This is a genomic window from Halobacillus sp. 12SKB, from assembly GCF_052941655.1.
The window spans coordinates 2,065,527-2,077,508 of the sequence record NZ_JBRFWR010000001.1; the positions used below are offsets into that span (position 1 = coordinate 2,065,527).

The 11,982-nt window shown below is 42.4% G+C and carries 10 protein-coding genes and 2 riboswitches; of the genes, 8 read left to right on the plus strand and 2 right to left on the minus strand.

The window, feature by feature from the left end; translation table 11 throughout:
- Positions 1-193: 193 nt before the first annotated feature.
- From ACQ4XT_RS09930 to ACQ4XT_RS09945, 4 genes are all read left to right on the plus strand, one after another.
- On the plus strand, positions 194-1,111 hold the full coding sequence (locus ACQ4XT_RS09930; protein WP_446853547.1) for a proline dehydrogenase family protein: 918 nt from the start codon (positions 194-196) through the stop codon (positions 1,109-1,111).
- Between the two features lie 218 nt (positions 1,112-1,329).
- Positions 1,330-3,729, plus strand: coding sequence for a 3-hydroxyacyl-CoA dehydrogenase/enoyl-CoA hydratase family protein (locus ACQ4XT_RS09935; protein WP_446853548.1), 2,400 nt, complete (start codon positions 1,330-1,332; stop codon positions 3,727-3,729).
- 23 nt (positions 3,730-3,752) lie between these two features.
- On the plus strand, positions 3,753-4,928 hold the full coding sequence (locus tag ACQ4XT_RS09940; RefSeq protein ID WP_446853549.1) for an acetyl-CoA C-acetyltransferase: 1,176 nt from the start codon (positions 3,753-3,755) through the stop codon (positions 4,926-4,928).
- Positions 4,929-4,947: 19 nt separating this feature from the next.
- Complete coding sequence (locus tag ACQ4XT_RS09945) at positions 4,948-6,729, plus strand: acyl-CoA dehydrogenase FadE (RefSeq protein WP_446853550.1); 1,782 nt, start codon at positions 4,948-4,950, stop codon at positions 6,727-6,729.
- Between the two features lie 689 nt (positions 6,730-7,418).
- Here ACQ4XT_RS09945 and ACQ4XT_RS09950 read toward each other — a convergent pair.
- Entirely contained in the window at positions 7,419-8,531 is a 1,113-nt protein-coding gene (locus ACQ4XT_RS09950; protein ID WP_446852965.1) for an IS110 family RNA-guided transposase, read from the minus strand.
- A gap of 712 nt (positions 8,532-9,243) precedes the next feature.
- On the opposite strand from ACQ4XT_RS09950, the gene ACQ4XT_RS09955 reads away from it, so the two are divergent.
- The 4 genes from ACQ4XT_RS09955 (at position 9,244) to ACQ4XT_RS09970 (ending at position 10,863) form a co-directional block, all read left to right on the plus strand.
- Complete coding sequence (locus ACQ4XT_RS09955) at positions 9,244-9,603, plus strand: arsenate reductase family protein (RefSeq protein ID WP_446853551.1); 360 nt, start codon at positions 9,244-9,246, stop codon at positions 9,601-9,603.
- Between the two features lie 83 nt (positions 9,604-9,686).
- Positions 9,687-10,070: a glycine cleavage system protein GcvH gene (gene gcvH, locus ACQ4XT_RS09960; RefSeq protein ID WP_226591847.1), complete on the plus strand. Its 384-nt coding sequence runs from the start codon at positions 9,687-9,689 to the stop codon at positions 10,068-10,070.
- A gap of 122 nt (positions 10,071-10,192) precedes the next feature.
- Complete coding sequence (locus ACQ4XT_RS09965; protein WP_115822662.1) at positions 10,193-10,540, plus strand: toprim domain-containing protein; 348 nt, start codon at positions 10,193-10,195, stop codon at positions 10,538-10,540.
- A gap of 11 nt (positions 10,541-10,551) precedes the next feature.
- Positions 10,552-10,863: a thioredoxin family protein gene (locus ACQ4XT_RS09970; RefSeq protein ID WP_446853552.1), complete on the plus strand. Its 312-nt coding sequence runs from the start codon at positions 10,552-10,554 to the stop codon at positions 10,861-10,863.
- A gap of 138 nt (positions 10,864-11,001) precedes the next feature.
- On the opposite strand, the gene ACQ4XT_RS09975 is transcribed toward ACQ4XT_RS09970, so the two are convergent.
- On the minus strand, positions 11,002-11,424 hold the full coding sequence (locus ACQ4XT_RS09975; RefSeq protein WP_446853553.1) for a TlpA family protein disulfide reductase: 423 nt from the start codon (positions 11,422-11,424) through the stop codon (positions 11,002-11,004).
- A 90-nt stretch (positions 11,425-11,514) separates the two neighbouring features.
- Positions 11,515-11,621: riboswitch (SAM riboswitch) on the plus strand.
- A gap of 227 nt (positions 11,622-11,848) precedes the next feature.
- A riboswitch (SAM riboswitch) is annotated at positions 11,849-11,957 on the plus strand.
- Positions 11,958-11,982 lie beyond the last annotated feature (25 nt).

Here is an 11,982-nt window from a genome sequence, read left to right on the forward strand (position 1 = left end):
TTCTATAAGGAAAAATCACTCCATTAAGGCTAGGTAGTAATTCCATTGTGAAAGAGAGGAGGGTTTGTCGAAGAAAACATTATTTTTACCCAATTCATCTAATAAATGATAAAATAGTAGTATGTTTACGATTACATGACAGAAAAATCAGAACGAATTTTGTGAACGGGAACAAGGTTTAGGGGGTTGGAGAATGGAACGGATACTCAGAAACTTTTTTCTTTTTTTATCAAAAAATCGCTTTTTTACAAAGTTAGCAAAAAAATATGGTCTTCGCTTTGGTGCAGGGAAGTTCGTAGCAGGAGAAACTGTTCCTGATGCCGTTGAAACAATCAAAGAATTAAATAAGAAAGGGATGGCTGTGACCATCGATCATCTAGGGGAATTTATTGATAGTGAAGCAGAAGCAAGGGAAGCAGCGGAAGGCTGCATAAAAGCGATCGAGGCGATTGCAGAACATCAGTTGGACTCTCAGCTTTCTTTGAAGTTAACGTCTATGGGCCTTGATATATCTGAAGACCTTGTCATGGAGAATATGCGCAGGATCCTGGATGTCGCTGAAGAAAAAGATGTGTTTGTCACCATTGACATGGAGGATTACGAAAGATGTGAAAAGACGCTTGAAATATTCAAGCGGCTGCGTGAGGATTACGAACATATTGGAACCGTACTACAGTCCTACTTATACCGCACCGTAGAGGATATAAAAGAACTCGATAAGTATAATCCCAATTTAAGACTTGTGAAAGGCGCCTACAAAGAGTCGCCGAAGGTCGCTTTCCCTGATAAGAAAGATGTAGACGAAAATTTGAAAAAAATCATCCGTATCCATTTGCTGAATGGAAATTATACAGCTGTAGCCAGCCATGATGATCGAATGATTGAATATACGAAATCTCTAGTTGAAGAAAAGGATATCTCAAAAGAACAATTCGAATTTCAAATGCTCTATGGAATCAGAGTGGAAAGACAGGAGGAGTTAGTAAAAGAAGGGTACAAGATGCGGGTCTATGTTCCTTATGGCAATGACTGGTATGGATACTTCATGAGAAGGCTGGCAGAGAGACCGGCAAACGTTGCTTTCGTGTTAAAAGGTGTGTTCGGAAAATAATCAACTGCCCGCAGAACTGCGGGCAACCTATGGGATGATCGTGCATAGTATATATGAACAGTAAAAAATTCCAAGGAAGATTTTACAGAATTATGGGGAAAAGGATTGCGAAATGTCTGAAAATATTTTATATTATACATAGATACGAATTAGCCGTACTTATTTTTTTGGCTGTAAAATGAATGAGTATTCATTCAAATGAGATAGGGGGAAATGTAATGAATCACAAAATCAAGCGGGCAGCCGTCCTTGGATCAGGAGTAATGGGCGCAGGGATCGCCGCACACTTAGCCAATGTAGGAATTCCTACATTAATGATGGATATCGTCCCTCGCGAATTGACGGATGCAGAGGCAAAAAAGGGGCTCACGTTAGAAGATAAAGCTGTGAGGAACCGAATTGCTGCTGATAATAAAAAAGCACTTCTTAAACAAAAACCTTCACCACTGACAAGTAAACAAAATCTAAACCTCATTGAAGTTGGAAACTTCACAGACGATATGGAACGTCTAGCCGAAGTCGATTGGGTCATTGAAGTAGTCGTTGAGAACCTTGATATCAAGAAAAAGGTTTTAGCAGATGTGGATCGTCATCGTAAGAAAGGCTCATTTGTTAGTTCCAATACATCTGGTATATCTATTGAAGCGATGTCTGAAGACTGCAGCGAGGATTTCAAAGCCCATTTCCTAGGTACACACTTCTTCAACCCGCCACGTTATTTGAAGTTATTAGAAGTGATTCCTACGAAGCATACCAGTCAAGAGGTTCTCCAATTCATGAAAGAATTCGGAGAAGATGTTCTTGGCAAGGGTGTCGTTGAAGCGAAAGACACGCCGAACTTCATTGCCAACCGAATTGGAACATACGGTCTTTTAGTTACCGTCCAACAGATGCTCGAAAAAGGATACACAGTCGGTGAAGTGGATTCAGTAACCGGACCTACGATAGGCCGTCCAAAAAGTGCTACTTTCCGAACGCTTGATGTTGTTGGGTTAGATACTTTTATTCATGTAGCGAACAATGTGTACGACCAGGTGGATGGAGAAGAGAAAAAAGCTTTCGAAATTCCTTCTTTCATGAAAAACATGCTTGAAAAAGGATGGCTGGGATCAAAGAGCGGGCAAGGATTCTTCCTTAAACAGAAAGGTGATAAGGGAAGTGAAATCCTGCAGCTTAACCCTGAAACCCTTGAGTATGAAAAACGAGGCCGGCTGAAAACCAAGGCCACTGAGATGGCGAAACAGGAAAAAGGGCCACAGCGGAAATTGAAAACCCTCGTAAACGCTGAAGGAGACCGTGCTGGAGACTTGGTCTGGTCTGTTGTAAAACCTGTCCTCCTCTACTCAGCAGAATTGTATGGTGAAATTGCGGATGATGTACCATCTATTGATGAGGCCATGCGATGGGGATTCGGATGGGAGCTGGGTCCATTTGAGATGTGGGACAGCATCGGAGTAAAAGCTTCTGTTGAGCGTATGAAGAAAGAAGGAGAGACAATTCCGGCATGGGTAGAGAAGATGCTGGACGAAGAATTTACTACATTTTATAAAAAAGAAAATGGAAACGTTTACTTCTATCATGAAGGAGAATACAAGCAGCAGTCCTTCAATGAAAAGGTTATTAATATTAAACGCTTGAAAGAAGAGCGGGAAGTTATTAAGAAAAATGCCGGTGCGAGCTTAATTGATCTTGGCGACGGCGTTGCAGGACTAGAGTTTCACTCCAGAAGCAACGCCATTGGGCTTGATATCATTCAGATGATCAATTTTGCCATCGATCATGTTGATGAGAATTTTGAAGGTCTCGTCATTGGAAACCAGGCGAAGAATTTCTGTGTGGGTGCAAACCTTGGCATGATTCTTATGGAAGCTCAAGACTTCAACTTTTTTGAAATCGAGATGGTCGTTAAAAGTTTCCAGGACAGCATGATGAAAATGAAATATTCGGATAAGCCGGTCGTTGCCGCACCTTTTGGAATGACCCTTGGGGGTGGAGCAGAGGTTTGTCTGCCTGCTGATGCCATCCAGGCTTCACAGGAAACCTATATGGGGCTGGTAGAAGCTGGTGTCGGTCTAATCCCAGGTGGTGGTGGAAATAAAGAACTTTATATCAAGCACTTGAGGAACATACCTGAAGGCATAGATTTTGACCTTCAAAAGGTTGCAAACAGTGTGTTTGAGAAAATCGCTATGGCGAAAGTTTCTACTTCTGGGGAGGAAGCGAAGGAGAATGGTTTCTTAGATTCACGAGATGCGATTAGTGTCAACGGTGATCACCTTCTTCATGATGCCAAACAAAAAGTGCTCGGGTTAGCTAGGTCAGGCTACCAGGCACCTAAACGGACAAAAATACCGGTAGTTGGCGAGCAGGGCTATGCAACGATGGTTCTAGGAGCTAAATCCCTTGCTTTAAGTGGATATGCGAGTGAACACGATCTTAAAATCGCTGAAAAACTAGCTTTTGTCCTATCTGGAGGGAAGTTGAAAGAAGGAACGCTCGTGGATGAACAGTATTTATTAGATCTTGAACGTGAAGCCTTTTTAAGTCTTGTAGGTGAGGCGAAGTCTCAAGCACGTATGCAGCATATGCTCATGAAAGGCAAGCCGCTACGTAACTAATTAAAAAAAGAGGGGGAAGAGCCGTGAAAGAAGCAGTAATCGTATCAGGAGCTCGTACACCAGTCGGTCGGGCGAAGAAAGGGTCACTTGCACATACGCGTCCCGATGACCTGGCCGCTTTGACAATTAAAGAAACTTTGAAAAGAGCCAACAATTATGAGGGCAACATTGATGATGTCATTATCGGGTGTGCGATGCCTGAAGCAGAACAAGGAATGAACATGGCTAGGAACATCGCAGGTCTTGCTGGACTTCATCATAAAGTACCAGCCATAACAGTTAACCGTTATTGTTCCTCTGGCTTGCAAAGTATCGCTTATGCAGCAGAAAAAATCATGCTTGGTTACAGTGACACAGCCATCGCAGGTGGAGCAGAGTCCATGAGCCTCATTCCTATGGGGGGACATGTGATAAAGCCGAATATCCAGTTGGTCGAAAACGCTCCAGAGTATTATATGTCCATGGGTCATACCGCTGAAGAAGTAGCGAATCGTTTCGAAATCTCAAGAGCAGATCAGGATGCATTTGCGGTTCAGAGTCACGAACGTGCAGCTAGAGCGATTCAGGAAGGGAAATTTGAGGATGAGATCGTTCCAGTTGAAGTGACAAACCGGGAGCTTGGGAAAGACAACAAAGTAAAAGAAACGAAAACCCTATTCTCAATGGATGAAGGAGTTCGAGCAGGTACTACGCCTGATGTACTCGGTAAACTGAAGCCTGCCTTTTCAACAAAAGGTTCTGTAACCGCCGGAAACTCTTCGCAAATGAGTGATGGAGCAGCAGCTGTTATGGTGATGGACCGGGAGAAAGCAGAAGCTGAAGGCCTTACACCTTTAGTTAAATTCCGCTCTTTTGCAGTGGCTGGAGTGGAGCCAGAGATCATGGGAGTTGGACCGATTGAAGCGGTACCGAAAGCTTTGCGGATGGCTGGTCTTTCTTTATCCGACATTGGACTTTTCGAATTGAATGAAGCGTTTGCTTCTCAATCTCTTCGAGTCATACGTGAACTGGGATTAGATGAAGGTAAAGTAAATGTGAACGGTGGAGCCATTGCTCTAGGTCACCCGCTAGGATGTACAGGAACAAAGCTTACGTTGAGCTTGATTCATGAAATGAAACGCAGAAATGAGCAATTCGGTGTTGTGACTATGTGTATTGGCGGCGGCATGGGAGCCGCAGGAGTGTTTGAACTAATTTAACTTGGGGAGGAACAGAAAGATGAGCGATTTAAAAGAGATGATTAAAGGCGGAGGATTTATTGTTGAAGATTTGGCTGCAGAGGATGTTATTACACCAGAAGATTTCACTGATGAACATTTAATGATTGCCAAAACGGCAGAAGATTTTGTCCTTGGTGAGGTTGTTCCAAAGATCGAAAATCTCGAGAACCATGAGTTCGAGCATTCCGTTGCCTTACTTAAACAAGCAGGTGAGTTGGGATTGTTGGGTGCCGATGTACCAGAAGAGTATGGCGGGTTACAGTTGGATAAAATCAGCTCTTCACTAATCACTGAAAAGTTTTCTCGTGCGGGAGGCTTTTCCGTTACTCATGGTGCTCACGTAGGAATCGGATCACTGCCGATTGTTTTCTTTGGTAATGAAGACCAGAAACAAAAATATCTTCCCCTCCTTGCGACTGGGGAAAAAATTGCAGCTTATGCTCTGACAGAGCCTGGTTCAGGTTCCGACGCTCTTGGAGCGAAAACGACAGCCAAGTTAAATGATGCAGGTACTCATTATGTTCTAAATGGTGAGAAGCAGTGGATTACGAACTCTGCTTTCGCTGACGTCTTTGTTGTATATGCAAAAATCGACGGCGATAAGTTTACTGCTTTTATCGTGGAGCGTGATTACCCAGGAGTATCGACAGGACCTGAAGAGAAGAAGATGGGGATAAAGAGTTCTTCCACTCGTACATTGATTCTAGAAGATGCCGAGGTCCCTGTTGATAATGTTCTTGGGGAAGTTGGCCGCGGGCATGTCATCGCATTCAACATTTTGAACGTTGGTCGTTATAAGCTCGCTATTGGTGGAGTAGGTGGATCTAAGCGAGCAATTGAACTTTCTGTCAAGTATGCCAAGGACCGCAAACAGTTCAAGACTCCAATTGCAAGCTTTCCATTGATTCAGGAGAAGATTGGTTCCGTAGCAGCCAACACCTATGCCAATGAAAGCTCCGTGTATCGTACGGTAGGGTTATTCGAACAAAGCATGGGTAAATTGTCTGACGAAGAGCTGAAAGATGGCGCTGCCGTTGCTAAAGTAATTGCAGAATATGCGATCGAATGTTCACTGAACAAAGTGTTTGGTACAGAACTCCTTGACTTTGCCGTTGATGAAGCGGTACAAATCCATGGTGGATACGGGTTCATGGCTGAATACGAAGTAGAAAGAATGTACCGTGACTCCCGAATCAATAGAATCTTTGAAGGAACGAACGAAATCAACCGTATGATCGTTCCAGGCACGTTGTTGAAGAAAGCAATGAAAGGCGAGTTGCCTCTCCTTCAGAAAGCGCAAGCCCTTCAAGAAGAAATCATGATGATGATGCCGGAAGAACCAGGAGTAGAAGTACTGGAACAAGAGAAATATCTGCTTAAAAATGCGAAGAAGATTGGCCTCCTTGCCGCAGGTCTTGCCGCACAGAAATACGGAGAAAAACTGGAAAATGAACAAGAACTTCTTGTGAATATCGCGGATATGGTAGGCGAGATTTATAACATGGAATCTGCCGTTCTTCGAACTGAAAAAGCGATCAACAAATCGGGTGAAGAGAAGAACAAACAAAAACTTCTTTATACGCAAGTGTATGTGCAGGAAGCCTTTAACCGTATTGAAGGACATGCGAAAGAAACATTAATCGCAGCGGAATCCGGTGATTCTTTGAGAATGATGCTCGGTGCCCTGCGTAAACTGACACGCCATACACCGACGAATGTTATTCCTAAGAAGCGTGAAATCACCAAAACATTGATCGAAACAGAAAAATATACAGTCTAAGAATACAGGGTGAATGTGACACAGGGCCTGCACTTTCGAAAACGCGAAGGTGCAGGCCTTTGTTTCTTCCCTTCTTCTTAAACAATATGGCAGGTTTCTTGAAGACTCAGTTTCGAGACTTTTATTGAGTGGGTGGGGCTGCGGGGAATAGCTCGCTTTCCGCGGGAGCGCGGTGAGCCTCCTGATATGAACGAAACTGTCAAGATACCCCTACTACATTTATCGTTGGATTAAAATAAGACGCTTTAAAGAAGAGAAGCTGTTTTTAGCTTCTTTATCAATGGTGGATTTTTGTCTTGATAAGACACAGTGGGTCCTTCTTTAGCTTACTGATTCCTTCTCATCCCTTGGAGTGGCTGTCAAGTGCTTTCCTTGACTGTCACTCCAAGGGATGAGACTCTATTTTCAAGCTTAAGAAGATACTTTCCTCCTTTTCGTTAGACGATGAGGGCACGGCACGAAGGCAAAAACTCAGCTGCGGTTAGCATTCTGATATTCGTGGGTTTTCACATTTTATCTTTCCGTATAAAGGACGTTTCCACTAACTCGGAACGTGCGTTAATCTGAGTAGATATAGCACAAAGGAGGCACGTGGGTTTTCCTTTCCGGTGTTCTTCTTTGCCTTCGAGCCCTAATCTCATAAATCTATGGGTAAGAGACTTACGTTTCATCTTTTTATATCTCAGTGCTTAATGGCAGATTTCTTCATCTAATTCTTGAGTCACAGCCCAAATAAATCCTGCCAATTCTCTGGCTACGGCGGTGATTGTTTTCCCCTGTTCTTTTCCTCTAGATAATAAACGAAAGTATTTATTGTGAAGTCTGTGTTGGGCTTTCCAAGAGATCGACAGAATATTGGCCGGCTGTCCTTTTTGTCGTTTTTTCAAATCTCCTTTTACAGCCGGTTGGTGTCGATAACTCCAAGAAGACTCAATCAATAAACGCCTCACATGACGATTTCCTGTTTTCGTGATACTTCCTTGTTTACGACTTTCCCCACTCGACGATTCGCTCGGAATCAACCCTACATACCCCATGAAATGTTTAGCGGTTGAAAAGCGTTTAAAGGAACCAATCTCAGCGACAAGACTTACAGCCGTAATCTGAGCTATTCCCCTTAAGGATTGGAGAGCTTGAATCGTAGGTGCATGAATGCCTTCCGCCGCTTGGATATGAATTTCTTCTTCAAAGCGTTTAATACGCTGTTCAATTTCTTGAAGATGGTGGTAATATTCTTGAAAGACGCAACGTAATAAAGAATTTTCAAGCTTAAGCGCATTTAGCCATTCCCGATATTTCTTTGTCCATGCGTTTACTCCGCTAGGTGGTTGAATGGAATGGCGAAGTAAGAACTTGGTCAAACGGTGTTTAGCCCTTAACTCGTCTTCTTTCGCATCTTCGCGAGCTCTCACAAGATCACGAAGAGCTTCGTCTTCGTGGGTAGGAACATAAATCGAAGTTAACTCACCAGCTCGGTATAATTGAGCGAGGCGGATGGAATCTCGTCGATCGGTTTTAATACGTTCCCCTGGCCTTTGGGGTATTAGAGACGGAGCAATAACCTCACAATGAAGTCCTAAGGCAAGAAACTGCCTGTACAATGGGTATCCAGTAGGTCCAGCCTCATAGCAGAAACGCAAGGTGGAGGGATCTCCGAGTTTTTTCACTAAGTTTCTTATTCCTACTGGGGTGTGAGGAATAACTCCAAAATACCTCGGATTCTCTCTACCTTCCTCCGCAATAGCAACAGCAATTTTTTCTTTTGATACGTCTAAACCTACGTATTTAATGGTATCCTTCATAGTAACTAGCTCCTTCCGTAATGTAGCTCTGATTTAGGTAGTGTTTTTAACAGTAAACAGTCTACCCAACTCAACCTACGATTTTACGAGTAAGGGGCTAGTTTCGTTCATGATAACTCGGACTGCGTCCTGTGGGGTCTCACCCTGCACTTTTTTCCCGCAGGAGTCTCGCCATTCCCCTCCGCCCCTTTACCATGGTAGATTCTCGAAACCACTACTTGGAAGATCACCTTGTATGGTTATGGGAAGTGAATCATATAAACTCTACTCAATGGACATTTAGAAAACGTAAATGCTTGATACAAAGCACTTTATGCCTGCCTATGCGGGGGAAATTGGAACTTCACTTATAAGTTTAGGGGTTCTATAATCCACCTTCCATAATCATAAGAGCTGACCTTTTAGTGTTGGTTTCGAGAATCCTTTCCATGCCAAAGGGGCGGAGGGAAACGGTGAGACTCCTATGGGACGTGTGGGACAGGTGAGACCCCGGAAGGCGTAGCCTGAGGAGGCTCACCGCCCGCCCCATGGAAAGCGAATCTTTTCCCGGAGCCCCTAGAACCACATAATCGTCTCGAAACTGAGTCTTCAAGAAAAGGGAGCGATTATGGAAGAGCTTTTGGTGAATATGGAGACAATCTTAGAAATAAATGAAATCTTTACCTTCATTATGATAAAATATTAGACAATAAGAATGAAGGAGGGTGTGTAGATGTCTTTAACCTTCTATTGGTACCCGAATTGCGGTACTTGCAAAAAAGCTAGAAAGTGGTTGGATGAGGAAGGGATTGAATACGAATCTGTACATATTGTCGATCATCCCCCCTCAGAAGAACAGTTGAGAAGCTTTGTTGCTACTAGTGACAAGCCTGTAAAGAAATTCTTTAACACTAGTGGGAAAAAGTATAGAGAACTGAATATGAAGGAAAAGCTAAAAGAAGCAGAGGAAGCCGAAATGATGGAGTGGCTTGCATCTGATGGGATGCTGATTAAGCGGCCCATCCTTACTGATGGTGAAAAAACAACGGTGGGGTTCAAACAGGAAGAGTTTGAAAATGTTTGGGCTCAGTGAGCACATTATTGGGAATAGAAGCCTATAGCTTTTATGTTTATATTAGTTTTTGAACTATAATTATTTTTTTGGAGGTAATTTAAATGAGCGTACCTAAAGATCTGCGTTATTCTGAAGAACACGAATGGGTAAAAGAAGAAGGGGAGAAGGTTAGAGTCGGTATTACTGAATTTGCGCAATCAGAACTCGGAGATATCGTATTCGTAGAACTTCCTGAAGTTGGGGATGAATTAGAAGCGGATGAGCCATTTGGCAGCGTAGAATCTGTCAAGACTGTTTCTGAACTTTATGCCCCTCTTAGTGGTACAGTTGTAGAAGTAAACGAAGACCTGGAAGACAGTCCGGAGTTTGTGAATGAATCTCCATACGATAAAGCATGGATGGTTGTTGTTGAACCAAGTAACAATTCTCAAATCAACGACTTGATGACCCCGGAAGAATATGAAGCAATGATCGATGAAGACTAATAAAAGTGCATTGGACAGGCAGGGCTTTAAGAAACCTTGTCTGACATGATCGCGTTTGATCTTAATCATGTTCAGACCATGCCTGATTGGCATGGTCTGTTTCTATATAGTAGGTGATGAAGATGGATGGAGAACGAATCGTCATTGTTGAAGGAATTACGGACAAGAAGAAGTTGAATAAAGTTCTTGATGAAGAGATTGAAATCATCTGCACCCATGGTACTTTAGGAATCGAGCGCATGGAAGAAATGATATTTGATCATAACTTAGATGATCGTACTGTGTATATTTTAGTAGATGAAGATGACTCTGGTTACAAACTAAGAAAACAATTGACTGAAGAGCTTCCTCACGCCGAGCATATCTATATAGATAAGGCTTTCAGGGAAGTGGCAGCTACCCCGGAACCTGAATTGGCAAGAGCCTTACTCAGTAGACATTTCAACGTAAAGTCGATCTATTTAATATAGGAGGATGACTTTTGGAGGAAATAAAAACAACAGAAGTAAACAAGCTCTTCAATACTCCACAAAGGACCCTCACATTCGTTCACAGCCCTTTTTGTGCAACTTGTCATTTAGCACGTCAAATGCTAACAACACTTGAAGCTGTTTTTAATAGAGAAGTTTTTATGGAAATGAATGCTTCTCTACACCCCGAGTGGATGCAGCATTATAAGATAGAAAGTGTCCCATGTCTGCTTGTGACCAGAGGAGGAGAGGTAGAGGAAAAGATTTATGCGTTTCACTCTGTCTCCTATATGTATGAGAAAGTGGTAGGTTTTGTTGAATAGTGTTTATATTTCCCAGGAAATGACCGCTAGTGTAGAATTAAAAATTCTCTTCAATATTTAAGTGAGATGTGGAAGTTATTCAATAATAAAAAAGACAGCAAAGACGTTCCAACGTCTTTGCTGTCTTTTTTATGAAAATTACACGATTTCTCCTAATTTACTAACAATATCTAAAAAAGAGGCCTGATCGCCAAAATTAGCATGGATATCTCCTTGTTGATCAATGATGATGGTGGAAGGAACACCATGACAATTGTAGAGGTTATAAACGGAAGTTCCGTCATCAGAAAGAGTAGGTTGTGTTAGAAACTTTTCTTTGAATTCAATGCTCTCCTCTACATTCCGCTCTCTTCCAGTTACATTGATCGTCATCATCTTTACTTTATCATGGTCCATCGTTTTGTACAGCTGTTCTTTCATAGGTAAGTCTTTTCCGCAATCGGGACACCATGAAGCCCAAAAGGTCAAGACGATAACTTTCCCTAAGTCATCCTCAAGTTTATAAATAGAAGAGTGGTCGTTCATATAAGACAGTTCAAATAAAGGGGCTTGTTTACTCAAGGTCATTCTCCTTTTATTTAGCGGTGGTTATGGATTGACGCTCATCTATTCCCCATGCTAACATAATTATTAATTTCATATCGACATCTTCACTTATCCAGAGTGGCGGAGGGACTGGCCCTACGATGCCCGGCAACCGGCAGGTACACTGCACGGTGCTAATTCCTGCGAAGTCTTATGACTTTGATAGATGAGAAATGTAAAAATGACGAATCTCTTCTATTAAAGAAGGGATTTTTTTATTTTTTAAATTGATGGAATATTGGATGTTTTTGTGTGGATGATTTAAGGATTTCATTAGTGCAGGTGGGTTTTATTTTTCTGAACAATCTGTTTATGAGTTGACACAAAATTCGTACGGTGCTAAAATCCTCTTTGTACTACTTAAACGAGTTAAAGCAATAATAAGTTAATAAATTAAAATCTCTTATCCAGAGTGGCGGAGGGACTGGCCCGATGATGCCCGGCAACCGGCAATACTGTTTTGCTCAGGTGCCAAATCCTGCAAAGTATAAAGCTTTGACAGATGAGAGAACAGATTTTTAGGTATGAATAAAA

What these genes read in the sequence shown, in the direction of transcription:
- ACQ4XT_RS09965 (WP_115822662.1), top strand. Translation starts at nt 10,193, where the DNA reads ATGGATGGAGAACGAATCGTCATTGTTGAAGGAATTACGGACAAGAAG.
- ACQ4XT_RS09955 (WP_446853551.1), top strand. Translation starts at nt 9,244, where the DNA reads ATGTCTTTAACCTTCTATTGGTACCCGAATTGCGGTACTTGCAAAAAA.
- ACQ4XT_RS09945 (WP_446853550.1), top strand. Translation starts at nt 4,948, where the DNA reads ATGAGCGATTTAAAAGAGATGATTAAAGGCGGAGGATTTATTGTTGAA.
- ACQ4XT_RS09950 (WP_446852965.1), bottom strand. Translation starts at nt 8,531, where the DNA reads ATGAAGGATACCATTAAATACGTAGGTTTAGACGTATCAAAAGAAAAA.
- ACQ4XT_RS09930 (WP_446853547.1), top strand. Translation starts at nt 194, where the DNA reads ATGGAACGGATACTCAGAAACTTTTTTCTTTTTTTATCAAAAAATCGC.
- gcvH (WP_226591847.1), top strand. Translation starts at nt 9,687, where the DNA reads ATGAGCGTACCTAAAGATCTGCGTTATTCTGAAGAACACGAATGGGTA.
- ACQ4XT_RS09935 (WP_446853548.1), top strand. Translation starts at nt 1,330, where the DNA reads ATGAATCACAAAATCAAGCGGGCAGCCGTCCTTGGATCAGGAGTAATG.